The organism is Brotaphodocola sp. (assembly GCF_050873065.1).
In the GTDB taxonomy this organism is placed as follows: Bacteria; Bacillota; Clostridia; order Lachnospirales; family Lachnospiraceae; genus Brotaphodocola.
Genome location: NZ_JBNMIC010000035.1, coordinates 1 through 24,824 on the forward strand (window position 1 = coordinate 1; position 24,824 = coordinate 24,824).

Sequence of the window (24,824 nt, forward strand, 5' to 3'; positions counted from 1 at the left end):
CGTTGAGGGTGTGACGGAGCAGGATGCAAAGATTGCCGGAATCGCACATGACAGAGGCAAGGGTATCATCGTCGCAGTCAACAAGTGGGATGCGATCGAGAAGAACGACAAGACGATCTACGAGTACACGAAGAAGATCAAGGACACGCTCTCCTTTATGCCGTATGCGGAGATGCTCTTTATTTCCGCAGTGACAGGACAGCGTATGAACAAGCTGTTTGACTTGATCGACATGGTGCGCGAGAACCAGACCCTGCGCGTTGCAACCGGTGTCCTCAACGAGATCATGACTGAAGCAGTTGCGATGCAGCAGCCGCCGTCTGACAAGGGCAAGCGCCTGAAACTCTACTACATGACCCAGGTAGCGGTAAAACCGCCGACCTTTGTCATCTTTGTAAACGATAAGAACCTGATGCATTTCTCCTATGTCCGTTACCTTGAGAACCGGATTCGAGAATCCTTTGGATTTAAGGGAACCGCACTGAAGTTCATCGTGCGTGAGCGTTCCGGAAAGGAGCAGTAATGGAGCGCCTGATCTGTCTTGTGATGGGATATGTCTTCGGGCTGTTTCAGACTGGATATCTGTACAGCCGTTCCAAACATATGGACATCCGCAATTACGGAAGCGGCAACTCGGGAAGTACCAATGTTCTGCGCGTGATGGGAAAAAAGGCAGGACTTGTAGTTTTTATCGGAGATGCGGGCAAGATGATTCTTGCCTGTCTCCTGACGCGGGTGATTTTTCGCAGCCAGCCGGATTCGATGTACCTCTATCTGCTTTACACGGGATTCGGTGTGATTCTGGGACATAATTTTCCGTTCTACATGGGATTTAAGGGAGGAAAGGGCATTGCGGCTTCCGCAGGCCTTCTCGCCTCTACGGACTGGCGCCTGATGCTGATCTGCCTTGTGGTCTTTGTGGCAGCAGTGGCGATTACCCGCTACGTTTCCCTTGGATCGATTCTCGTCATGATCTGTTTCCTGATCGGAATGATTTACTTCGGACTGGTTCGGGGAGATTATGGTCTGGCAGCATCGCATCAGACAGAATTTGTCGCAATCGCTGCTGCGATTTCGCTGATGGGAATCTGGCGTCACCACGCAAATATCCGCCGCCTCTTAAACGGCACGGAGAACAAACTCGGAGCGAAAAAAAACGCATAGAACAGAAAGAATGTCATGGCGGCAAAACCGGCATGGTGGATACAGACAAATCAATACTCTCGGAATCTGACAACAGGGGTTTCGGGAGTATTCGTGTATTTAGAAGTAGTTGTATTGTATATTTGGATGATATATTTGAATGAGGAGAAACGATATGGCACAGATTGGAATTATTGGAGGGGGAACCTGGGGAATTGCGCTCGCATCACTCGTCCACAAGAATGGACATCAGGTGACGGTCTGGTCGGCATTTGAGAAAGATGCAGAGTATCTTAGGGAACATCGCGTACAGAAAAATCTTCCGGATCTGATTCTTCCGGACGACATGGAGTTTACGGCGGATATGGAAACCGCTCTCAAAAATAAGGATCTTGTCGTGACGGTCGTTCCTTCAATTTATATTCGCGAGACGGCAAGGAAGATGGCACCGTTCGTCGGGGACGGACAGATTGTGGTGAACGCATCGAAAGGAATTGAGTCGGAGACGCTGTGTCTTCTGTCGGAGATTCTTGAAGAGGAGCTTCCGGGGGCGGATGTTGCGGTTCTTTCCGGGCCGAGTCATGCGGAGGAGGTCAGCAGATCCCTGCCGACAACCTGTGTTGCGGGCGCGAAGAGCAGAAAGACTGCGGAGTACATCCAGAGTATTTTTATGAGCCCGGTTTTCCGTGTATATACAAGCTCGGATATCACCGGAATTGAGATTGGCGGAGCCCTGAAAAATGTGATTGCACTCGCAGCGGGAATCGCAGACGGTCTCGGGTACGGGGACAATACGAAGGCAGCGCTGATCACGAGAGGAATCTCAGAAATCTCAAGACTTGGAACTGCGATGGGCGGAAAGCTTGAGACCTTTGGGGGACTCACGGGAATCGGAGATCTGATTGTGACATGTGCGAGCATGCACAGCCGGAACCGCAGAGCCGGAATCCTGATCGGAAAGGGATATTCGATGGAAGAGGCGATGGCGGAGGTCAAGATGGTGGTTGAGGGTGTCTACTCGGCAAAAGCAGGCCGGGCACTCGCAGAAAAATACCAGATTTCGATGCCGATCATCACAGCGGTCAATGAGGTTTTGTTTGAAGGAAGACCGGCGGCAGAGGCTGTTTTAGATCTGATGCTTCGGGACCGGACGGTGGAGAGCCCGGCGATTGGCTGGAAAGAGTGAAGAATTCCGCATCCGGGATACAGGCGGGGATACAGGCAGAAATTTTTGAAATTCTGACGGAAATATTTATCAGGGGAAAGAAAAAAAGCTTGACAAGCATTTTTCAGACAACTATAATAAGTCCGAGCTTGTATGCAGATCACAATTTGATCTGTGAACCTCCTGTCGGACGACGGGAGTGTTAAGAGGAGGAATCATTATGAAAAAGAGATTTATGAGTGCAGGTATGGCAGCAGTCGTTGCAGCAGCATCCTTAACCGCTTGCGGTGGAAGCAACAGCGCAGAGACAACCGCTGCAGCAGCAGACACCAAGGCTGAGACTTCTGCAGAGGCAGGCGAGAGCAGTGCAGCAGAGGCAGGTTCCGCAGAGGGCGGCACCTTAAAGATCGGCGTAATTGGACCGCTGACCGGTGCAGCAGCATCTTATGGTCTGGCAGTTCAGAACGGTGCTGACCTGGCAGTCAAGGAGATCAACGAGGCTGGCGGTATCAACGGAATGAAGGTTGAGCTCAAGGCTGAGGATGATGAGAATGATCCGGAGAAGTCTGTCAACGCATACAACACCCTGAAAGACTGGGGTATGGAGATGTTAGTTGGACCGACCACTTCCAAGCCGTGTATCGCAGTTGCAGCTGAGTCTGCAAACGACAACATGTTCCAGATCACTCCGTCCGGTTCTGCAGTAGAGTGTGTATCTAACCCGAACGTATTCCGTGTATGCTTCGCAGACCCGGATCAGGGTACCGCTTCTGCTCAGTATATCGGTGAGCACAAGCTGGCTACCAAGGTTGCAATCATTTACGACAGCTCTACCGAGTACTCTTCCGGTATCCGTGAGTCCTTCGTAAAAGAGGCAGCAAACCAGGGCATCGAGGTAGTTGCAGATGAGGCATTTACCGCAGACAGCAACACCGATTTCTCTGTACAGCTGGACAAGGCAAAGGATGCAGGCGCAGAGCTCGTATTCCTGCCGATCTACTATCAGGAGGCTTCTGTTATCCTGAAGCAGGCTGCTGACAAAGACTTTGCTCCGATCTTCTTCGGATGTGACGGTATGGATGGAATCCTGACCGTTGAGAACTTTGACAAGTCTCTTGCAGAGGGTCTGATGCTTCTGACTCCGTTCTCCACCACTGAGGAGGGCAGTGAGGAATTCACTAAGGCTTACACCGAGGCTTATGGTTCTGAGCCGATCCAGTTCGCAGCTGATTCCTACGATGCAGTTTATGCAATCAAGGCAGCAGCTGAGAAGGCTGGCATCACCGCAGATATGAGCATTTCTGATATGTGCGATGCAATGGAGACCGCAATGACTGAGGTTACCATCCAGGGTCTGACTGGTGCAGACATGAGCTGGAATGCAAACGGTGAGCCGAACAAGGCACCGAAGGCAGCTAAGATCGTGAATGGCGTTTACGAGATGGAGAAATAAGAGATTTTTTCTCTGATCCCGAATTGCCGGATCCAAAAGAGGGTCGTCGTAAGACGGCCCTTTTTTCGTATGATAGGAAATTGCGTCCGCTCCGCAAGGGTGCAAAGCGCCAGTGGCGCTTGTTATCATCTATCGACCGAAGTGGAACGGAGATGCGCAGTGATTCTGATTGGAAGATTTGTGTCTTTACAGCAAAGACATTTGTAACTTGTGCTTGAACTTCCTATCTTACTATGCTATAATTCGACATGTTATTGTTTTTATAGAAAAATACAAAGAGGTGTGTGGTACATGAGTTTTCTGTCTTATTTGATCAATGGAATCAGCCTGGGCAGCATTTACGCGATCATCGCGCTTGGATACACGATGGTTTATGGAATCGCAAGAATGCTGAACTTCGCCCACGGCGATATCATCATGGTAGGTGGATTTGTGATTTTCACCTGTGTCAGCACGATGGGACTTCCGCCATTAGTGGGTGTCATCGCAGCTGTGATTGCCTGCACGGTTCTCGGTGTTGTGATCGAGCGTGTGGCATATAAGCCCCTTCGAGGAGCTTCTTCTCTTGCCGTTCTGATCACGGCAATCGGTGTCAGCTATCTGCTTCAGAATGCGGCACTTCTGATCTTCGGATCCAATGCGCGTCAGTTTACTTCTGTCGTGAATGTTCCGAGCCTGAAACTGGCAGGCGGTGCGCTGTCGATTTCCGGTGTCACAATGGTGACGATCATTACCTGTATCATCATCATGGTTGGTCTGATGACCTTCATCAACAAGACGAAGATCGGTCAGGCAATGCTTGCGGTTTCCGAGGATACCGGAGCGGCAACTCTGATGGGAATTGATGTAAACCGGACGATTGCAGTGACGTTTGCAATCGGTTCTGCACTTGCCGCAATCGCAGGTGCGCTGTTGTGTTCCACCTATCCGTCCCTGACTCCGTACACCGGATCCATGCCGGGAATCAAGGCATTCGTGGCAGCAGTATTCGGCGGAATCGGATCCATCCCGGGTGCGCTGATCGGAGGTGTTCTTCTGGGCGTGATCGAAAACCTTTCCAAGGCATATATTTCTTCCCAGCTCTCCGATGCGATCGTATTTGCAGTCCTGATTGTAGTTCTGCTTGTGCGTCCTACCGGTATTATGGGAAAGAAGATTACGGAGAAAGTGTAGGTGGGAAGAATGAAGAAAAACAAATTGCTGATTCAGAACAGCATCACGTATGCGCTTGTCATCGGATGCTGGATTCTGGTGCAGATCCTTGCCAGTACGGGTCATATGACCAGTCTGATGAAGGGACTTCTTGTACCTCTTTGCATATATGTCATCATGGCAGTTTCACTGAACCTTACGGTTGGAATTCTTGGCGAGCTTAGCCTTGGTCATGCCGGATTCATGTGTCTGGGAGCATTTTCCGGAGCATTTTTCACGAACTGTATGGCAAATGCCATTCCGAACGTGCAGGTGCGCTTTTTCCTGGCACTTCTGATCGGTGCACTTGTTGCAGGTGTGTTTGGAATCCTGATCGGTATCCCGGTTCTGCGTCTTCGCGGAGACTACCTGGCAATCGTAACGCTGGCATTTGGTGAGATCATCAAGAACCTGTTGAATGCCATCTATGTCGGAGTGGATCAGAGCGGTTTCCACTTCTCCTTCAAGGATACGACTTCACTCGGAATGGATGACACCGGCGTTGTCATCATCAAGGGTGCACAGGGTATCACCGGTACCCCGAAGGCGGCAACCTTTACGATCGGAATTATCCTCGTGCTGCTGACGCTGTTCATCGTTCTGAACCTGATCAATTCCCGTTCCGGACGTGCAATCATGGCAATCCGCGACAACCGCATTGCTGCTGAGTCTGTCGGTATCAACATCACGAAGTTCAAGCTGATGGCATTCTCGATTTCTGCAGCACTTGCAGGTGTGGCAGGTGTTCTCTACGGACACAACCTTTCCAGCCTTGCAGCTACCCCGAAGAACTTCGGTTACAACCAGTCCATCATGATCCTTGTATTTGTGGTACTTGGAGGACTTGGCAATATCCGCGGTTCCATCATTGCGGCAGTGGTGCTGACAATGCTGCCGGAGCTTCTGCGCGGACTCAACGATTACCGTATGCTGATCTATGCAATCGTGCTGATTGTGATGATGATTTTCAACTCCAGCCCGAAGGCGATCGAGATGCGCTCGGTATTCATGGATAAGATCAGAAAGAACCGGAAGGAGGCTGCATAAGATGGCAATGTTAGAGGTAAAAAATATCGGCATTTCCTTCGGAGGACTGAAAGCAGTAAACGATTTCAGCGTGACGATCGAGAAGGGACAGCTTTACGGCCTGATCGGACCGAATGGAGCAGGAAAGACGACGGTGTTCAACCTGCTGACGGGTGTGTACAAGCCGGATACCGGTACCATCCTTCTTGACGGAAAGAACATTACGGGACGCAGCACGATTGAGATCAATCAGGATGGAATTGCGCGTACGTTCCAGAATATCCGTCTGTTCAAGGAACTGAGTGTTCTTGACAACGTAAAGGTCGGCCTGCACAATCATTTCAAATATTCCACGATCGAGGGAATCCTTCGTCTGCCGAGATACTATAAGGTAGAGAAGCAGATGAACGAGCGTGCGATGGAACTTTTAAAGGTATTTGAGCTGGATTCTGTGGCAGATTACAAGGCATCCAATCTGCCTTACGGTGCGCAGAGAAAGCTTGAGATTGCCCGTGCACTTGCGACGGAGCCGAAGCTGCTCCTTCTCGATGAGCCGGCAGCAGGAATGAACCCGAACGAGACGGCAGAACTGATGGATACGATTCGTTTTGTCCGCGATCATTTTGATATGACAGTTCTGCTGATTGAGCATGATATGAAACTGGTATCTGGTATCTGTGAGAAGCTGACCGTGCTGAACTTTGGTCAGGTTCTGACACAGGGTGACACACAGACCGTACTCAACGATCACCGTGTTATCACCGCATATCTGGGAGAGTAGGAGGAGACACGAAATGGCAATACTGGAAGTTAAAAATCTGGAAGTGTTTTACGGAGTCATCCAGGCCATCAAGGGAATCTCCTTTGAGGTAAATCCGGGTGAGATCATTGCGTTAATCGGTGCAAACGGAGCAGGAAAGACGACGACGCTTCAGACAATCACCGGACTGATTCCGCCCAGGGCTGGACAGATCATTTACGAGGGACAGGACATCACGAAGATTCCGGGTCACAAGCTGGTTTCGATGGGAATCGCTCATGTGCCGGAGGGACGTCGTGTGTTTGCCGGCCTCACGGTTCTTCAGAACCTTTATCTGGGCGCTTACACCAGAAAAGACAAGAAAGAGATGGAAGATACGCTTGAGATGATCTATGAGCGTTTCCCGCGTCTGAAGGAGCGTCGCGATCAGCTTTCCGGAACGCTTTCCGGAGGCGAGCAGCAGATGCTTGCAATGGGACGTGCGCTGATGTCCCATCCGAAACTGATTGTTCTTGATGAGCCGTCGATGGGTCTTTCTCCGATCTATGTAAATGAGATCTTTGACATCATCCAGAAAATCAATCAGGATGACGGCGTGACGGTTCTCCTTGTTGAGCAGAATGCAAAGAAGGCACTGTCGATCGCGGACCGTGCTTACGTGCTTGAGACCGGAAAGATTGCACTGAGCGGAGCGGCTCAGGATCTGATGAACGATGATTCTGTCAAGAAGGCATATCTGAGCGAGTAAAATGAGAACGGGCCGGTTGTGCCAGCTTTGGTCACAAAAAGTTTTCAAATGTTTGTGGATATAAATAAACAATCTATAAAATTCAGAAAATTTATCGAAAAAGAGGGAAAAGTTATAGACTTTTCCCTCTTTTTTGTGGTATAAATAAGGTAAGTGTTCGGCATGTGCAGATTTCCCACAGCATATATTTTAGAAGATGCGTGGGACCTTGCCTGGGAGTGCCTCTGTACATGGGGTGGATGTTTTCAGGTGGATTCCGGAAAAAGGGCTGAGGGGAGAAATCTGCATGGACCATTTTGATGTATATAAAGATATTCAGGCGCGGACGAAAGGGGAGATTTACCTCGGAGTTGTCGGACCGGTGAGAACCGGAAAATCGACGTTCATCAAGCGGTTTATGGAGCAGATGGTGCTCCCGGATATTCAGGATGAACACCAGAAAAACCGTACCAGGGATGAACTTCCGCAGAGTGCGGCAGGGAAGACGATCATGACGACGGAGCCGAAATTTATCCCGAAGGAGGCGGCAGAGATTGAGCTTGCAGACAAGACGCAGGCGAAGATCCGGCTGATTGATTGTGTGGGATTCATGGTGGAGGGAGCTGGCGGCCATATTGAGAATGACCGGGAGCGCCTTGTGAAAACTCCGTGGTTTGAGGAGGAGATTCCATTTACCCGGGCGGCAGAGATCGGTACGCGCAAGGTGATTAAAGACCACTCCACGATCGGGGTCGTGGTGACGACAGACGGGTCTTTCGGAGAATTGAAGAGGGAGGCGTACATACCGGCAGAGGAGACTGCCGTGGCAGAGCTTAAAGAAATCGGGAAACCATTTCTGATTCTGCTCAACTCAGATCGCCCCTACTCCGAGGAGACAAGAAAACTTGCCGGAGAGCTGGAAGAGCGGTATCAGGTGACGGTTCTTCCGGTCAACTGTGAGCAGCTGAAAAAAGATGATATTTGCAGGATTTTGGAGGAAGTGCTGAGAGAATTCCCTGTGACGGAGGTGGATTTTGAAATTCCGGGCTGGCTGGAGATTCTTCCGTCGTCGCACTGGCTGAAAGCGCAGGTGATTGAGACAGTGCGGGAGGCGATGGGGAAAATCCGCTATATGAAGGATGTCCCGGCAGAATTCAGGCTTCCCGATCAGACAGCGATTCGTCAGATGAAGACGCAGCGCCAGAATCTCTCAAACGGAAAAGTCGAGATCACAATCGTTCTCGACGAGGAATCCTACTATCAGGTGCTCAGTGATTTTGCGGGCGTCGAGGTCGAGGATGAGTACCAGCTGATGCAGAAACTAAAGCAGCTGGCAGCGATGCAGAGCGAATATGACAAGGTGCGTGGTGCCCTCGCCCAGGTGAGACTGAAGGGGTATGGGGTTGTGACACCGGAGCGTTCCGAGATTCTTCTTGATGAACCGACGGTGATCCGCCACGGAAACCGCTACGGCGTGAAGATGAGAGCGCAGGCGCCTTCGATCAGCCTGATTCGCGCACAGATCCAGACAGAGATTGCGCCGATTGTGGGAAGTGAGGAACAGGCGAGAGATCTGATTGCATATATGAAGGAAAATGCAGGAAAGAAAGAAGACGGGATCTGGGACACCAATATTTTTGGAAAATCGATTGAACAGATTGTGGAAGATGGGATTCAGGCGAAAGTCAACCAGATGACGGAGGAGTGCCAGGCGCGTCTTCAGGATGCGATGCAGAAAATTATCAACGACAGCAATGGAGGGCTGATCTGTATCATCATCTGAGTGAATTGAGTCAAATTTTCATGATGAGTAAGATAGTGAGACATGATGAGTTAGAAACGCAAAATTTAATAATGAGCTTGTCTGGGGAATAGTTTTAGAGTACAAGCGAGAAAAGGAGGTATCCTTATGAGGTTAATGTTCATCGGTGCGGATCATGAAGTGACGGGTAGCTGTCATTATCTGGAAGTTGGAAACACAAAACTTTTTGTGGACTGTGGAATGGAGCAGGGAACAAACATCTATGAAAATGTGGAACCGCCGGTTCCGTACTCGGATCTTGACTTTGTCCTTGTGACGCACTCCCACATCGATCACGTTGGCTTACTGCCGTATATTTATGCGAGAGGATTCCGCGGAAGAATCATTGCGACGATGGCGACCTGTGATCTGTGCAACATCATGCTTCGAGACAGTGCACACATTCAGGAGATGGAGGCAGAGTGGAAGAACCGAAAAGCCCGCCGTGCCGGTAAGCCGGAAGTGGAGCCTCTCTATGAGATGGCGGATGCGGAAGGGGTCATCGGGCATTTTGAGGGATATGATTACGGAGAGATGATCACCCTGAACGACGATATCACGATCCGCTTCACCGATGTCGGTCATCTGCTCGGATCCGCCTCGATTGAGATCTGGATGAGAGAGAACGGAGTGGAGAAAAAGATTGTCTTCTCCGGAGATATCGGAAATAAACACAAACCGCTGATCCGTGACCCTGCCTATGTGAAAGAGGCAGATTATGCGGTCATGGAGTCGACTTACGGCGGTCGTCTGCATCAGAAAGGCAAGGATCATGTGACAGAGCTTGCGAGAATTGTCCAGGAGACGCTTGACCGGGGCGGAAATGTCGTGATTCCGGCGTTTGCGGTAGGACGCACACAGGAGCTTCTCTATTTCTTCCGTCATATCAAGGCAGAGCACATGGTGCACGGTCACGATGGCTTTGAGGTCTATGTGGATAGCCCGCTTGCAGTCGAGGCGACCCATGTCTTCAAGCAGAACCAGATGGATTGCTACGATGAGGAGACGAAGGCGCTTGTGGAGCAGGGAATCAACCCGATCTCGTTTCCGGGACTGAAACTGTCTGTCACGAGTGAGGAATCCAAGAATATCAACTTCAGCACAACGCCGAAGGTCATCATCTCTGCATCCGGCATGTGCGATGCGGGACGTATCCGCCATCATTTAAAGCACAACCTCTGGAGAAAAGAATGTACGGTCGTGTTCGCCGGTTATCAGGCGGAGGGAACGATCGGACGCGCTCTGATTGACGGTGCCAAGATGGTGAAGCTCTTCGGCGAGACGATCGATGTCGAGGCGCATATCGAGACGCTCCACGATATCAGCGGCCATGCGGATGAGAACGGACTGATCGAGTGGGCATGTGCCTTTGAGAAAAAGCCGTCCCAGTTCTTTATCGTGCACGGCAATGATGATGTCTGCGATAAGTTTGCAGCGCTTGTGACCGAGAAGACCGGATGTCCGGCGAAAGCGCCGTACAGTGGAGCGGAATATGATCTGGCAAAGGGCGAGTGGATCCGCGAGACCGAGGGAGTTCCGGTCAATCCGAAGGCAGCGGCTACAAAGAAGGCGAGCGGAGTATTTGCACGTCTGCTTGCAGCTGGCGAGCGTCTGCTTGCAGTCATCGCAAGAAACGAGGGCGGTGCAAACAAGGATCTGGCGAAATTTGCAGACCAGATTCAGGCGCTCTGCGACAAGTGGGATAGATAGAAGATTGCTTGAGATAGTTTGAGTGTTGGTGATAATGCTTGAGGTGTCTGTTTGAGGGTTTCTGAAGTATCTGTTTTCTGGCTCCGGCAGGCGGAATAAGTTCTGCAAACGCGCTCTCGCTCCGGGTTCGATGTAGCGGTGCATAAGGCTGTAAAGTACACAGCCTAAGCACCGACATCTCACACGGGTTTGCAGAATCTTTTCCACCGCCGGAGCCTTTGCAGAGAAAATTTATCCTATAGAAGGATGAATGCCGAACTAATTAGAAATGTGGTAAGAAGGGAGATAAAAAGTATCATGTCAACAAGAGTACAGATTTACACGGATGGATCAGCGAGAGGAAACCCGGATGGACCGGGAGGATATGGGGCAGTGCTCCACTTTGTCGACAGCAAGGGACAGCTCCATGAGCGCGAACTTTCCGCAGGGTTTCGCAGGACCACGAACAACCGCATGGAGCTTTTGGCGGCAATCGTGGCACTCGAGGCGCTGACTCGTCCGTGTGAAGTGGAACTCTACTCGGATTCCAAGTATCTGACGGATGCGTTCAATCAGCACTGGATTGACAGCTGGGTGAAGAACAACTGGAAGCGCGGAAAGAGCGGCATGGTAAAGAATGTTGATCTGTGGGAGCGTCTTTTAAAAGCGAAGGCGCCCCATAAGGTAACATTCTGCTGGGTGAAGGGACATGCCGGTCATCCGCAGAATGAGCGGTGTGACCAGCTTGCGACGACAGCGGCGGATGGACAGAATCTCCTTGTGGATGAGGGCGTGGAAAACCAATAGAGAAATTTACGGGTTACTGTTTGCAGGGCGCGTGAACAGTAACACTTACAGTTCTCTTACAAATGTTTACTTCTTTTGTTTTTGTATTTTCATCTGTCTTGCTTTATGATATTGTGGTATTGGAAAAGATTTGAAACTTCCATGCAGGGAATCGGTGTGATAAGATGGCGTGTCTGCGTGGAAATCCCATGAAATATCATGAGAAAAAAATACCATGAGAAATCAGAAACAGGACAGGAAAAATATGAAGTTAAAAGGAATCTGGATTGCAATAGGCGTGATTCTGGTCGGAGGAATCGGAGCGACCAGTTATACAAAATCTTATATTTCGGCTGAACGGGAGCGTACAGCCGCTGTTTCCCAGAGCATGGAGGAGACGATGGCTGGGCTGTCGGCGTTTTCAGAGGGCGTGAGCTCGGAAAGTGTCGGGATAGTGGGAAGCATGGCGAAGGTGAAAGTTCAGGAAAATGTGGTTGGGGAGAGTCAGGGACAGGAGAATGATTCGGATCAGAAGAATCAGGAAGAATCCGTCCTCTTACAGCTTCGGGCGATCGACGAAGAGATTGCACAGAGAGCTTCCTCGGAGACGGATACGACCCCGAATGCGCGCAAGGCAGCGATTGAGAGTGAGTGGAAACTCTGGGAGACGCAGATGAATCGTTTTCTGGACACGCTTGAGAATCAGCTGGAACCGTCCGCGTGGGAGAAATTGTTTAAAGAACAGAAAGAATGGCTCAGGACGCGGGACGAGGATGCGACAAAGGGATCCGGGCGTCAGAATGGAAGCACTCTTGACGAGATTGAGTATAACCGCCTGATCCGGGAGAGCACAAGACAGAGGACGTATGAGCTTGCAGAGCGGTACGGGGAGATTCTGTCAGCATCGGAATGAGAAGTTTGGAAGATGAATAATAAAGGCAAAGAGTCGCAAAAAGCAGGATGTCTGAGAAGACAGTCCTGCTTTTTGCAATGTGGAAAGGTTGATTCAACTTATTTGTTCTGTGCTTTTTTCGCTTCCCGCTTTGATTCCAGATTGGAAACGACGATCGTGCAGGCAGCATCTCCGGTGATGTTGACGGTGGTACGTCCCATATCGAAGATACGGTCCACTCCGGCTACGAGGGCGATTCCATCTACCGGAAGACCGACAGAGGTGAGAACCATCGCAAGCATGATCATGCCGGCACCCGGGACACCTGCGGTTCCGACGGATGCGAGCGTTGCGGTCAGAACGATGGTGATCATCTGGGACAGCGTCAGGTCAATGCCGTAACAGGATGCGATGAAGATCGCGCAGACACCCTGATAGATTGCGGTGCCATCCATGTTGATCGTTGCGCCGAGCGGAAGCACGAAGGATGCGATCTCTCTCTTGGCGCCCAGTTTCTCGGTGCAGCTCAAGTTGATCGGCAGGGTTCCGACGGAGGATGCACTTGAGAATGCAAACATGATGGCCGGGAGCATTCCCTTAAAGAACTTCACAGGGCTGAGTCCGCCGAGAAGCTTTACCGTCGAAGAATAAACAAAAACAGCGTGAACGATGTAGCAGATGTAAGCGGCAAGAAGTACCATGACCAGAGAACCGATGATGGTCGGGCCGTTCACTGCGATAACCGGGCAGAGAAGACAGAAGACGCCGATCGGAGAAAGGTTTAAGATCATCTCCATACACTTCATGAAAATCTCATTCAGGTCATTGAAGGCATTTACGACACGGATGTTTTTTTCTCCGACCAGAATGATGGCAAAGCCGAGAAGAATTGCCATGACAATGATCTGGAGCATGTTTGCATTTACCATAGGAGACACGAAGTTGGACGGAAAGATGTTGACTAAGGTGTCCATAAAGGAAGTTGCCTCCGCTGCCTCGTAGGAAAGGTCTGTGGTTGCGATGACCGGAAACAGGGATTTAAACAGGTTTCCGCCGGTCAGACCGATCGTGACGGCAAATGCTGTGGTGAACAGATAGAAAACTACGGTTTTCAGACCGATCGCGCCGACTTTTTTGATGTCACTCATGGAGATGATTCCGCACATGATTGAGAATAAAACGATCGGAACAACGATGAACTTTACCAAGTTTAAGAAGATTGTACCGAATGGTTTGATGAAGGTCTCCGCAAAGGATGCGTGACTCTGGAGCAGGAGTCCGGCGACAACCGCCAGGACGAGTGCGATGAAGATTTTCATCGCCAATGACATTTTCTTTTTTTCTTTCATAGATAGCTACCTCTTTCCCTGGTAAAATAGAAAAAGGAGACACGACGCCCGAAAGCAGTGTCTCCTTTGACAGTGTTTTTATCTTATCATAGTTGGCTCATTTGTGCAACCAGTACTTTTAAATATACACTTTTTTGCAAATTTATGATAAAAAAATAAGTTGCCCGATCAAAAAGGAAGTTTTTGTGAGCATCGATTTGAATATCGCGGTGGGGCTGATTTTGCAGATTTTGAGTGATAAATCTTGACATTACCGGTTCGATATGCTAGATTTAAAGTCAGCGTAAACGCAGTGAAGAGAAGGAGTACGCTTTTGGATCCACACAGAGAACTGCCGGATGGTGCGAGGCAGCGGAAGAAGAGAGCGGAACTGGTCTTGGAGCGGTCTGCCCAACATCGGACGTCTTTGCAAGAAGCGAGGAAAGACGCCGGTCAGTAAGACAGAACGGAATCCCCCGTCAGAGGAAGAGGATCTGCTGCCGTAAGGCGCGGCTCGCAGCCCTACAGATCCAAAGAGTGCATGCAAGGCATGAAGCAGAGTGGTACCGCGCGAGGTCATGAAGAGGACAATTTCCCCGCGTCTCTGGAATCGAGAGAGATTCCGGGGACGCGTTTTTTTATTCGGATTTATTGTATGAGGGCTCTTGGCGAGATGAGAGTTTCAGATATATTATAAAGAAAAAGAATAGGAACGTTTTGAGGGGGAAGATCTTCAAGTGATGTTCACGGAAATCACCGAGCGAACGTACATTCAGGTGCATGGGAACCGGAGAAATGATAAAATGCGAAAAATCGCGGATCATTTGACGGGGAAGACCGTGCACGGGATTCAGGAGGAAGAAAAATGGCTGGTTACAACCACAGCGCCATTGAGAAAAAATGGCGTGAGAACTGGGAAAAACACCCGATCAATGTCAACGACGGCAAGAAGCCGAAATATTACTGTCTGGATATGTTCCCGTATCCGTCCGGCAGCGGACTTCATGTAGGCCACTGGAGAGGATATGTCATCTCTGATGTGTGGAGCCGTTATCAGATGCTGAAAGGTCACTATGTTATTCATCCGATGGGATGGGATGCATTTGGTCTTCCGGCAGAGAACTATGCGATCAAGATGGGCGTGCATCCGGCAAAGTCAACTGCTGAGAACATCAAGAACATCAAGCGTCAGATCAAAGAGATCGCAGCGATCTATGACTGGGATATGGAAGTAAATACCACGGATCCGGCATTCTATAAGTGGACGCAGTGGATCTTCGTTCAGATGTTCAAGAAAGGTCTGGCTTACGAGAAGGAGTTCCCGATCAACTGGTGTCCGTCCTGTAAGACCGGTCTTGCAAATGAGGAAGTTGTAAACGGTTGCTGTGAGCGCTGCGGTTCTCCGGTTACGAAGAAGAACCTGCGTCAGTGGATGCTCAAGATCACCGCTTATGCAGACCGCCTGCTGAATGATCTGGACAAACTGGACTGGCCGGAGAAGGTTAAGAAGATGCAGACCGAGTGGATTGGAAAATCCTACGGTGCAGAGGTAGACTTTAAGGTAGATGGCCGTGAGGACAAGATTACGGTTTATACCACCCGCCCGGATACCCTTTACGGTGCAACCTTCATGGTTCTGGCTCCGGAGCACAAGCTGGCAAAGAGCCTTGCTACGGATGAGACGAGAGAAGAAGTGGAGAAGTACATCTTCGATGCTTCCATGCGTTCTAACGTAGACCGTATGCAGAGCAAGGAGAAGACCGGCGTCTTCACCGGAAGCTATGCAATCAACCCGATCAACGGAGCAAAGGTTCCGATCTGGCTGTCTGATTATGTACTGGCTGACTACGGTACCGGCGCAATCATGTGCGTACCGGCCCATGATGACCGTGACTTCGAGTTCGCTAAGAAGTTTAACATTCCGATCATTCAGGTTATCGCAAAGGACGGAAAAGAGATCGAGAACATGACCGAGGCTTACACCGAGGCATCCGGCACGATGATCAATTCCGGCGAGTGGAATGGAATGGAGTCTTCTGTTCTGAAGAAGGAAGCTCCGATGATGATCGAGGCACGCGGAATCGGTAAGAAGACCGTGAACTACAAACTGCGTGACTGGGTATTCTCCAGACAGCGTTACTGGGGTGAGCCGATCCCGATCATTCACTGCCCGAAGTGCGGCAACGTAGCTGTTCCGGAGGAGGAGCTTCCGCTCAGACTTCCGGAGGTAGAGAGCTATCAGCCGACCGGAACCGGTGAGTCTCCGCTCGCAGCGATCGATGATTGGGTAAACTGCAAGTGTCCGCAGTGTGGCGCTGATGCAAAGAGAGAGACGAACACAATGCCGCAGTGGGCAGGTTCCTCCTGGTACTTCCTGCGCTATGTGGATAACCACAACGACAAGGAGCTTGTTTCCCGTGAGAAGGCAGACAAGTACCTGCCGGTAGATATGTACATCGGTGGTGTTGAGCATGCAGTTCTTCATCTGCTGTACTCCCGTTTCTACACCAAGTTCTTGAACGACATCGGCGTGATCGACTTTGATGAGCCGTTCACCAAGCTGTTCAACCAGGGTATGATCACCGGTAAGAACGGAATCAAGATGAGTAAGTCCAAGGGCAATGTCGTTTCCCCGGATGATCTTGTAAGAGATTACGGATGTGATTCCTTAAGAATGTACGAGCTCTTCGTGGGACCGCCGGAACTCGATGCAGAGTGGGATGACCGTGGAATCGAGGGTGTATCCCGTTTCCTGAACCGTTTCTGGAATCTGGTGCAGGATTCTAAGGACAAGAACATTGAGGCAACGAAGGAGATGATCCGTCTGCGCCACAAGCTGGTTTACGACATTGAGCAGAGATTTAACCAGTTCAATCTGAACACGGTAATCTCCGGATTCATGGAGTACAACAACAAGATGATCGAGCTTGCAAAGAAGACCGGCGGAATCGATAAGGAGACCTTAAAGACCTTCGTCGTTCTGCTTGCTCCGTTTGCACCGCATATCGGTGAGGAGCTGTGGCAGGAGCTTGGCGGTGAGACCGACAGTGTCTTCCATACCCAGTGGCCGGAGTGCGATGCTGAGGCAATGAAGGATGACGAGATCGAGATCGGCGTTCAGGTAAACGGTAAGGCAAGAGGTGTTGTTGCACTGGCAACCGATGCGACGAGAGAAGAGGCTCTTGCGAAGGCGAAGGAGATCGTAGCAGACAAGCTGACTGGAACAATCGTAAAAGAGATCTATGTTCCGGGCAAGATCATCAATATTGTGTGCAAATAAATCATTCAAGTAAACTTAATGGGCGATACGCTTTGCGGGATCTGGAAAGCGTGACGTGAAAAGATAAGAAAACTGGCTGTCAGGAAGATCTGGCAGCCAGTTTTTTTGCGAGAAGACGGAGCGTTTCGAGTTTTTTCTTCTCTGCGGCGGACATTTTCTCGCTGAGGATCGAGACAAGCGCCTCCGTCTCCTGATCGGAAAATTGGATGTTTTTTCGTGAGGCATCGAGCTGCATCGCCATGAAGGCAGGGAGAATGTGTTCATGTGGAAGTGTGGAGATCTGCTTTGCGAAGGCAGTGATAAAATTTAATTTTTCTGGATCCATGCCGGCCAGACGCGGATCACTCTGCCAGAAGGGCTGATTCATAAAAATTCCTCCATAATTTAATTTATTTTGTTTGATGGAAAATTCTGCTTCAGGAGATTGCCTGCATCATAATCTGGATGTTTTCAAGCATCTCAATGATTTCCCGTTCTCTCTGGGAAGCGTAGGGCTTGATTGCCTGGAGCATCTCGATCGGGGATGCTTCCTTGTTCCCTGACCGCGAAAGCTCCATCGCGCTCATCTGCCCGTCCTGAAACAGACTGCGCGTGCGCTGAATCTGCTGAATCTGAATCAGCATGGAGCAGAAGCGCTGTCTCGAGTAGGGCATGTAGGGCAGGGCGGCTTTGAGCATTTGCATATGGGGATCGGCAAGAAGATAGTCAAGTTCCGTGGCGCGGCAGTCCGGATGTTCCTGATTTTCATTCATAAGAAGGCTCCTTTCCATGAGCAGAACGATCAAAAACGATCAAAAGGATGAGAATCTTGCTCTGAGACAATATATGCATGAGGTTGGGAAAACATGTGACAGGAAAACATTTTTGGAAATTTTGGCATATATTACGGTTACAGGAGTGTGAAAAGTATGAAGACAAGATTGATTATAGATGGAAATGCCGTTTACGAGATCGATGAGGAATGCGAGGAATGTCAGCAGAAAAACAGGAAAAAGCAGGAGGGAAGAAAGATAAGGTGTGACAAGGCTTCAAAGGGAGGAGAGGAACCTTCCCTGTAACCACTTAAAAGAACAAAAAGCTGCGGTTTCCCAGATGAATTTCATCCGAGGAGCCGCAGCCCTGATCGCGCTTTCGTATTTCGCAAAACTTAATACTTAGAACTTAAAGCCTAAAGCGCTGTCACTTCTTCTGTTGATTTCTTAACAGCAGAAATTATTGTTTCCGCAGCAGCAAAGGAGGAGAATGATCCAGATCCATTCATTTCCTCCGCAGCCATTATGTTCACAGCAGCCATTTCCACAGCCGTTTCCGAATCCGTTGCCACAGCAGCAGCACAGAATCAGGATCAGCCAGATCGTATTGCAGCCGTTTCCTCCATTGTTGCAGCTGCAGTCGCATCCGCAGTTTGTTGCAGCCAGATCGCTCATAGTGTTATTCCTCCGGAATAGGTTTACACTTCATCATATGTCGGGCTGCATGTCACTGTTTCCGCATTTTCAAAAATTTGTAAAATTAAGCTCCCTGATACATGTATTTCATCAGGCGATCGATATCCGCCGGATCGTGAGCGACGAGATCGAGCTCTCTGATATATCCGTTGGAGAACATGGTAGCCATGGAGAGATACTGGGAGAGACGGGATTTCAAGTTGATGCGGTCACCTTCCGGGGAGACTAACTCTACCGGTCCCTTGCACTCGTCAATGATCTTAAAAAATGCATTTACGTCGTTAATGTTCTGAATTTTCATGGTAAATACCTCCGTTTTCGGCTTGAATACTCTGTTTTCCTTTATTTTCATTTACGGCAACAGTATAGCAAGTCCGCAAAAAATCTGCAAGATAAAAATTTAACAAAATAATCGGGCATCCGGGGGAGAGAAAAGAATTCTTAAACAGACTCTAAGGAATGCATAAAAAAGATTCATGAAAAAGTTAAAAAATTGTTAGTTCTTTTTTGACAAAATGTGATATACTTGGCAAGAGTGTGTTTCTGACAAGAGCAGGACGACACAGAGCAGTACGAATAATGATGAAAACAGGTGAATGGTATGAGTCAGTACGAGAATAACAGAAATTCGACATCGGGGCATTCAAGAGCGAGAGGCATGGGAAATGCAGGGGGCACGACGGGAAGTGCATCCAGACACAGTTCCTATTCAGCGGGCGGTTCTTCGCGCAGAGCGAGCAGCCACCGCAGCGGATATTCCTATTCGGGACGGAATCGTCGTCCGCCGAGACGCGGAAGCTCGGGAAATGAGATCATAAAAGTAGTGATTGGCGGAGTGATTCTGGTTGTGGCGATTGCCTGCATCATGTTTCTTGTGAAGGGAATCACCGGATCGGGAAAGAAGGAGAACGGAAAAGACAAGACTGCCGTGGAGACGACGACGGAGGCACAGGTTGAGCTTAAAAAGCAGGTCAGTGTGGACGGAATCGACATCACCGGAATGTCAAAAGCACAGGCAAAGGAAGCCATTCTGAAAGATTTTCCGTGGGCAATGAAGGTGACCTGGCAGGATCAGAGCTATGAGGTTACGGATCTGATGGCAGAAAAGCTTGACAGCCTTTTGACAGAGATTTACTCAGGAGAGCCGAAGGAGAGCTACACGCTTGACACGAGCGGACTTGAGGAGGCAGCAAAGACGGAAGCCGAAGCTGTGGCAAAGAAGTGGGATAAGAAGGCAAAGAACGGTTCGATCTCAAGCTATGACGATTCCACCGGGAAGTTCCAGTTCTCCGGCGCTGAGAACGGACAGGCAGTTGATCAGGAGAAGTTAGCGGCAGATATCGTGTCCGCTTTGAATGAGAAGCGCTTTGATGCAGTGATCGAGGCTTCTGTGAACACAGTGGAGCCGGAGTTTTCTGAGAGCACGGCGAGAGAAAAATACAAGACCGTCTCTACGGTGACGACAAAGACGACTGCCAACGCAAAGAGAAACACGAACGTGCGTCTCGCTGCAAAGGCACTGAACGGAACGGTTCTTCAGCCGGGTGAGACTTTCTCCTTCAATAAGACCGTCGGAGAGCGCACGGAGGCGAAGGGATACCAGCCGGCAGGCGCTTACAGCAACGGTGAGGTGGTTCAGGAGATCGGCGGCGGTGTCTGCCAGGTGTCTTCCACCCTCTACAATGCAGTTGTGAAGGCCGGCCTCAAGACCGTGACGAGACGTTCTCACACATTTGAACCGTCCTATGTCACCCCGGGTATGGATGCGACAGTTAGCTGGGGCGGACCGGATTACGAGTTTGTAAACAATTCGGATACGGCAATCGGTATCCGCGCAAGTTATGCGGATCAGGAGTGTACCGTTTCCATTTATGCAATCCCGATTCTTGAGGAGGGCGTGACCTATTCCCTGAAGTCTGAGAAGCTGTCCGAGACGGATATCCCGCCGGCAACTTACGAGGAGGATCCGACGCTTGCACCGGGAACGGAGAAGACAAAGACGGCTGGAACGAAGGGAAGCAAGTGGGAAGTTCGGCTTGTCGTGAAGAAGAACGGAGAGGTGATCAGCGATAAGGTGGATCACACTGCAACCTACAAGGGACATACCCCGGTGATTGCGAGAAATTCTTCTGCGGCAGCAGCGACGACAGCGGCATCTTCCTCTGCATCACAGGAGAGCATCCAGCACTCCAGCGCAGCGGAGACGACGGCAGAGCATACAACCGCAGCAGAAAAGACGACTGCAGCGGAGAAGACAACGGCGGAGCACACAACCGCAGCAGAGAAAACAACTGCAGCGGCAACGACGGCAGCGCCGGGAGGCGGAGCTGCATCTGCCCCGACAACGGCAGCAGCACCGACGACGGTGGCACCAGCACCAGCACCAGCTCCGGGCGGAGACTCCAACGTGGAGACGATCGCACCGAAGCCAGAATAAACAAGAATAAAGAAGATTTGCCTGAGAGGGAGGAGAGTGAAAACACTTCTCCCTTTTTTGGTATGATGGAAAATTGCGCCCTGTTGGGGCGGTGCTTTGTGCATCAGTGTGCAGAAAAATGGAAAAAAGAGATGGTTATGTGTGGATTGTATGCAAAATAGTACGCATTTTTTTTCATTTCATGTTTGCAAATTGATAAAAAGTTGATATAATGTATACAGGTCAGCTATTCCAAGGGTTTATTTATGAGGAATAGCTTAAAAGTCGGTTCGGGGTATTTTGAAAGTGCTTTCCGAATTGGACAAGGCGTTCCGGAGGACCTTCCCGGAACACATGCAATATTCACATTTGTAGGAGGAAAATCAAATGGCAAGAAAAATGAAAACCATGGATGGTAATCAGGCTGCCGCTCATGCATCATATGCATTTACCGAAGTAGCTGCCATGTATCCCATCACTCCTTCTTCCGTAATGCCGGAGCATACGGATGAATGGGCAACTGAGGGCAGAAAGAACATCTTCGGACGCACAGTTCAGATTACTGAGATGCAGTCTGAGGCTGGTGCTGCTGGTGCTGTTCATGGCTCCCTGGTAGCAGGTGCTCTGACCACAACCTATACGGCTTCTCAGGGTCTGTTACTGATGATTCCGGACCTGTACAAAATTGCGGGCGAACAGCTTCCGGGCGTATTTGATGTATCCGCGCGTGCAGTATCTTCTCATGCGCTGAATATTTTTGGTGATCACTCCGATGTATATGCATGCCGTCAGACCGGTGCAGCTATGCTGTGCTCCTCCAGCGTGCAGGAAGTTATGGATCTGACTCCGGTTGCACATCTGGCTGCAATCAAGGGCAAGGTTCCGTTCATCAACTTCTTCGATGGATTCCGTACCTCTCATGAGATTCAGAAGATCGAGACCTGGGATTATGATGATCTGGCAGATATGGCAGATTGGGATGCAATTACGGAGTACCGTAAGAATGCAATGAACCCGAACAACCCGTGCCAGAAGGGTTCCGCTCAGAACCCGGATATCTTCTTCCAGGCAAGAGAGGCCTGCAACCCGTACTATGATGCTCTTCCGGGCATTGTACAGATGTACATGGACAAGGTAAACGAGAAGATCGGTACCGATTACAAGCTGTTCAACTACTACGGCGCACCGGATGCTGAGAAGGTTATCATCGCAATGGGTTCTGTAAATGATACCATTGAGGAGACCATCGACTACTTAGCAAAGACCACCGGCGCTAAGGTTGGTGTTGTTAAGGTTCGTCTGTACAGACCGTTCAGCGCTCAGGCCCTGATCGATGCTCTGCCGGATACCGTTAAGTACATCAATGTTCTGGATAGAACGAAGGAGCCTGGCTCTCTTGGCGAGCCGCTGTACCTGGATGTTGTTGCAGCTCTGAAGGGCAGCAAGTTCGATCAGGTTGAGATCTTCGGCGGACGTTATGGTCTTGGTTCTAAGGATACTACTCCGGCTCAGATCGTAGCAGTATACGAGAACACCACCAAGAAGAACTTCACCATCGGTATCAACGATGATGTAACCAACCTGTCTCTGCCGGTTGGTGCTCCGCTTGTTACCACTCCGGAAGGAACCACGAACTGTAAGTTCTGGGGCCTGGGTGCAGATGGTACTGTAGGTGCAAACAAGAACTCCATCAAGATCATCGGTGATAACACCGACATGTATGCTCAGGCATACTTTGATTATGACTCCAAGAAATCCGGTGGTGTTACCATGTCCCACCTGCGTTTCGGTCATAAGAAGATCAAATCTACCTACCTGATCCACAAGGCAAACTTCGTAGCATGCCACAACCCGGCATACGTTCGTAAGTACAACATGGTTCAGGAGCTGGTTGACGGCGGTACTTTCCTGCTGAACTGCCCGTGGACTCACGAGGAGCTGGACAAGCACCTTCCGGGTCAGATGAAGAAGTTCATCGCTGATCACAACATCAACATGTACACCATCGACGGTGTTAAGATCGGTATCGAGACCGGCATGGGACCGACCCGTATCAACACCATTCTGCAGTCTGCATTCTTCAAACTGACCGGTATCATCCCGGAGGAGAAGGCTATCCAGCTGATGAAGGAAGCTGCTCAGAAGACCTACGGCCGTAAGGGTGAGGATGTTGTTAAGAAGAACTGGGCTGCAATCGATGCAGGTGCTCAGGGTGTTGTCAAGGTAGAGGTTCCGGAGAGCTGGAAGAACTGCGAAGACGAAGGTCTTGACTTCAAGAACGTTACCGGTTCCAGACAGGACGTTGTTGATTTCGTAAACAACATCCAGAACAAGGTAAGCGCTCAGGAAGGTAACAACCTGCCGGTATCCGCATTCAAGGATTATGTAGATGGTTCTACTCCGTCTGGATCTTCCGCATTTGAGAAGCGTGGTATCGCTGTTAATGTTCCGGTTTGGAACACTGACAACTGTATCCAGTGTACTTTCTGTTCTTATGTATGTCCGCATGCAGTTATCCGTCCGATCGCTATGACCGAGGAAGAGGCTGCTAAGGCTCCGGAAGGAACCAAGTTCCTGCCGCTGACCGGTATGCCGAACTACAAGTTCACTCTTGCTATCTCTGCTCTGGATTGTACCGGATGTGGTTCCTGTGCAAATGTCTGCCCGGGCAAGAAGGGTGAGAAGGCACTGACCATGGAGCCGTTAGCTGATCATGTTGATGAGCAGCCGATCTTCGATTACGCAGTAACCCTGCCGATCAAGGATGACGTTGTTGCTAAGTTCAAAGAGACCACCGTTAAGGGAAGCCAGTTCAAGCAGCCGCTGCTTGAGTTCTCCGGCGCATGTGCAGGTTGTGGTGAGACTCCGTACGCTAAGCTGATCACTCAGCTGTTCGGCGACAGAATGTACATCGCAAACGCAACCGGATGTTCCTCTATCTGGGGTAACTCTTCACCGTCTACTCCGTACACCGTGAACGCTAAGGGGCAGGGCCCGGCTTGGGACAACTCCCTGTTCGAGGATAACGCAGAGTTCGGTTATGGTATGCTTCTTGCTCAGAACGCAATCCGTGATGAGTTAAAGGAGAAAGTTGAGAGAGTAGCTAATTCTGAGACCTCTACCGAGGAGATGAAGGCTGCTTGCAAGGAGTGGCTGGATACCTTTGGTATCGGTGCTCTGAACGGAACCGCTACTGATAAGCTGGTTGCAGCTCTTGAGGGTGTTGATTGCGATACCTGCAAGTACATCGTAGCAAATAAGAACTTCCTGGCTAAGAAGTCCCAGTGGATCTTCGGTGGTGATGGATGGGCTTATGATATCGGCTTCGGCGGTCTGGATCATGTACTGGCATCCGGCAAGGATATCAACATCATGGTTTACGATACCGAGGTTTACTCCAACACCGGCGGTCAGTCCTCTAAGGCTACCAAGACTGGTGCAGTTGCTCAGTTCGCAGCAGCTGGTAAGGAGACCAAGAAGAAGGATCTGGCAAGCATGGCTATGTCCTACGGCTATGTATATGTAGCTCAGATCTCCATGGGTGCTGATTACGCTCAGACCGTTAAGGCAATCGCAGAGGCAGAGGCTTATCCGGGTCCGTCCCTGATCATGGCTTACGCTCCGTGTATCAACCATGGTATCAAGAAGGGCATGAGCAAGGCTCAGACCGAGGAGAAACTGGCAGTTGAGACCGGTTACTGGAACAACTTCCGTTACAA

General features: G+C 50.0%; 22 protein-coding genes. 17 read left to right on the forward strand and 5 right to left on the reverse strand.

Features of this window, described 5'->3' with window-relative positions; all coding sequences use genetic code 11:
- The 12 genes from ACR0QE_RS09710 to ACR0QE_RS09765 all read left to right on the forward strand — a co-directional run.
- A partial coding sequence (locus ACR0QE_RS09710; RefSeq protein WP_432628157.1) for a GTP-binding protein occupies nt 1-523 on the forward strand: 523 nt, incomplete at its 5' end.
- Nucleotides 523-1,164: a glycerol-3-phosphate 1-O-acyltransferase PlsY gene (gene plsY / locus ACR0QE_RS09715; protein WP_432628158.1), complete on the forward strand. Its 642-nt coding sequence runs from the start codon at nt 523-525 to the stop codon at nt 1,162-1,164. The genes ACR0QE_RS09710 and plsY, both read left to right, overlap by 1 nt.
- 154 nt (nt 1,165-1,318) lie before the next feature.
- Complete coding sequence (locus ACR0QE_RS09720; RefSeq protein ID WP_432628159.1) at nt 1,319-2,329, forward strand: NAD(P)H-dependent glycerol-3-phosphate dehydrogenase; 1,011 nt, start codon at nt 1,319-1,321, stop codon at nt 2,327-2,329.
- Nucleotides 2,330-2,528: 199 nt separating this feature from the next.
- Complete coding sequence (locus ACR0QE_RS09725) at nt 2,529-3,761, forward strand: ABC transporter substrate-binding protein (protein ID WP_432628160.1); 1,233 nt, start codon at nt 2,529-2,531, stop codon at nt 3,759-3,761.
- A 291-nt stretch (nt 3,762-4,052) separates the two neighbouring features.
- Nucleotides 4,053-4,934, forward strand: coding sequence for a branched-chain amino acid ABC transporter permease (locus ACR0QE_RS09730; RefSeq protein WP_432628161.1), 882 nt, complete (start codon nt 4,053-4,055; stop codon nt 4,932-4,934).
- Between the two features lie 9 nt (nt 4,935-4,943).
- The gene (locus ACR0QE_RS09735) at nt 4,944-5,999 is read left to right on the forward strand and encodes a branched-chain amino acid ABC transporter permease (protein ID WP_432628162.1); all 1,056 of its coding nucleotides are present in this window, start codon (nt 4,944-4,946) and stop codon (nt 5,997-5,999) included.
- A 1-nt stretch (nt 6,000) separates the two neighbouring features.
- A complete protein-coding gene (locus ACR0QE_RS09740; RefSeq protein WP_432628163.1) occupies nt 6,001-6,759 on the forward strand; it encodes an ABC transporter ATP-binding protein in 759 nt (252 codons plus the stop codon).
- A 13-nt stretch (nt 6,760-6,772) separates the two neighbouring features.
- Nucleotides 6,773-7,486, forward strand: a complete 714-nt coding sequence (locus tag ACR0QE_RS09745) for an ABC transporter ATP-binding protein (RefSeq protein ID WP_432628164.1) — start codon at nt 6,773-6,775, stop codon at nt 7,484-7,486.
- Nucleotides 7,487-7,772: 286 nt separating this feature from the next.
- Nucleotides 7,773-9,248 (forward strand): stage IV sporulation protein A, encoded by a 1,476-nt coding sequence (gene spoIVA / locus ACR0QE_RS09750; protein ID WP_432628165.1) that lies wholly within the window; start codon nt 7,773-7,775, stop codon nt 9,246-9,248.
- Nucleotides 9,249-9,368: 120 nt separating this feature from the next.
- The gene (locus ACR0QE_RS09755; RefSeq protein ID WP_432628178.1) at nt 9,369-10,976 is read left to right on the forward strand and encodes an MBL fold metallo-hydrolase RNA specificity domain-containing protein; all 1,608 of its coding nucleotides are present in this window, start codon (nt 9,369-9,371) and stop codon (nt 10,974-10,976) included.
- Between the two features lie 297 nt (nt 10,977-11,273).
- The gene (gene rnhA, locus ACR0QE_RS09760; protein WP_432628166.1) at nt 11,274-11,762 is read left to right on the forward strand and encodes a ribonuclease HI; all 489 of its coding nucleotides are present in this window, start codon (nt 11,274-11,276) and stop codon (nt 11,760-11,762) included.
- A 244-nt stretch (nt 11,763-12,006) separates the two neighbouring features.
- Nucleotides 12,007-12,654 carry a lysozyme inhibitor LprI family protein gene (locus ACR0QE_RS09765; RefSeq protein WP_432628167.1) on the forward strand — a complete coding sequence of 216 codons (648 nt, stop codon included), beginning with the start codon at nt 12,007-12,009 and terminating at the stop codon, nt 12,652-12,654.
- A gap of 98 nt (nt 12,655-12,752) precedes the next feature.
- Here ACR0QE_RS09765 and ACR0QE_RS09770 read toward each other — a convergent pair whose 3' ends face one another.
- Nucleotides 12,753-13,982 (reverse strand): dicarboxylate/amino acid:cation symporter, encoded by a 1,230-nt coding sequence (locus ACR0QE_RS09770; protein ID WP_432628168.1) that lies wholly within the window; start codon nt 13,980-13,982, stop codon nt 12,753-12,755.
- Between the two features lie 338 nt (nt 13,983-14,320).
- Between ACR0QE_RS09770 and ACR0QE_RS09775 the strand changes: the two genes are divergently transcribed.
- The gene (locus ACR0QE_RS09775; protein WP_432628169.1) at nt 14,321-14,467 is read left to right on the forward strand and encodes a hypothetical protein; all 147 of its coding nucleotides are present in this window, start codon (nt 14,321-14,323) and stop codon (nt 14,465-14,467) included.
- A 359-nt stretch (nt 14,468-14,826) separates the two neighbouring features.
- Nucleotides 14,827-17,241: a leucine--tRNA ligase gene (gene leuS, locus ACR0QE_RS09780; protein WP_432628170.1), complete on the forward strand. Its 2,415-nt coding sequence runs from the start codon at nt 14,827-14,829 to the stop codon at nt 17,239-17,241.
- Between the two features lie 79 nt (nt 17,242-17,320).
- On the opposite strand, the gene ACR0QE_RS09785 is transcribed toward leuS, so the two are convergent.
- Both ACR0QE_RS09785 and ACR0QE_RS09790 read right to left on the reverse strand, forming a co-directional pair.
- Complete coding sequence (locus tag ACR0QE_RS09785) at nt 17,321-17,608, reverse strand: hypothetical protein (RefSeq protein ID WP_432628171.1); 288 nt, start codon at nt 17,606-17,608, stop codon at nt 17,321-17,323.
- Between the two features lie 49 nt (nt 17,609-17,657).
- Nucleotides 17,658-17,993, reverse strand: coding sequence for a hypothetical protein (locus ACR0QE_RS09790; RefSeq protein ID WP_432628172.1), 336 nt, complete (start codon nt 17,991-17,993; stop codon nt 17,658-17,660).
- Between the two features lie 156 nt (nt 17,994-18,149).
- Here ACR0QE_RS09790 and ACR0QE_RS09795 point away from each other — a divergent pair, with 156 nt between their 5' ends.
- A complete protein-coding gene (locus tag ACR0QE_RS09795; protein WP_432628173.1) occupies nt 18,150-18,299 on the forward strand; it encodes a hypothetical protein in 150 nt (49 codons plus the stop codon).
- A 141-nt stretch (nt 18,300-18,440) separates the two neighbouring features.
- On the opposite strand, the gene ACR0QE_RS09800 is transcribed toward ACR0QE_RS09795, so the two are convergent.
- Both ACR0QE_RS09800 and ACR0QE_RS09805 read right to left on the reverse strand, forming a co-directional pair.
- Nucleotides 18,441-18,668, reverse strand: a complete 228-nt coding sequence (locus ACR0QE_RS09800; protein WP_432628174.1) for a chorion class high-cysteine HCB protein 13 — start codon at nt 18,666-18,668, stop codon at nt 18,441-18,443.
- An 85-nt stretch (nt 18,669-18,753) separates the two neighbouring features.
- Nucleotides 18,754-18,990, reverse strand: a complete 237-nt coding sequence (locus ACR0QE_RS09805; RefSeq protein WP_432628175.1) for a polya polymerase — start codon at nt 18,988-18,990, stop codon at nt 18,754-18,756.
- A 300-nt stretch (nt 18,991-19,290) separates the two neighbouring features.
- Between ACR0QE_RS09805 and ACR0QE_RS09810 the strand changes: the two genes are divergently transcribed.
- Together ACR0QE_RS09810 and nifJ are read left to right on the forward strand one after the other, a co-directional pair.
- The gene (locus tag ACR0QE_RS09810) at nt 19,291-21,126 is read left to right on the forward strand and encodes a VanW family protein (RefSeq protein WP_432628176.1); all 1,836 of its coding nucleotides are present in this window, start codon (nt 19,291-19,293) and stop codon (nt 21,124-21,126) included.
- Between the two features lie 366 nt (nt 21,127-21,492).
- Nucleotides 21,493-24,824: pyruvate:ferredoxin (flavodoxin) oxidoreductase (gene nifJ / locus ACR0QE_RS09815; RefSeq protein WP_432628177.1), on the forward strand; the 3,332-nt coding region annotated here is incomplete at its 3' end.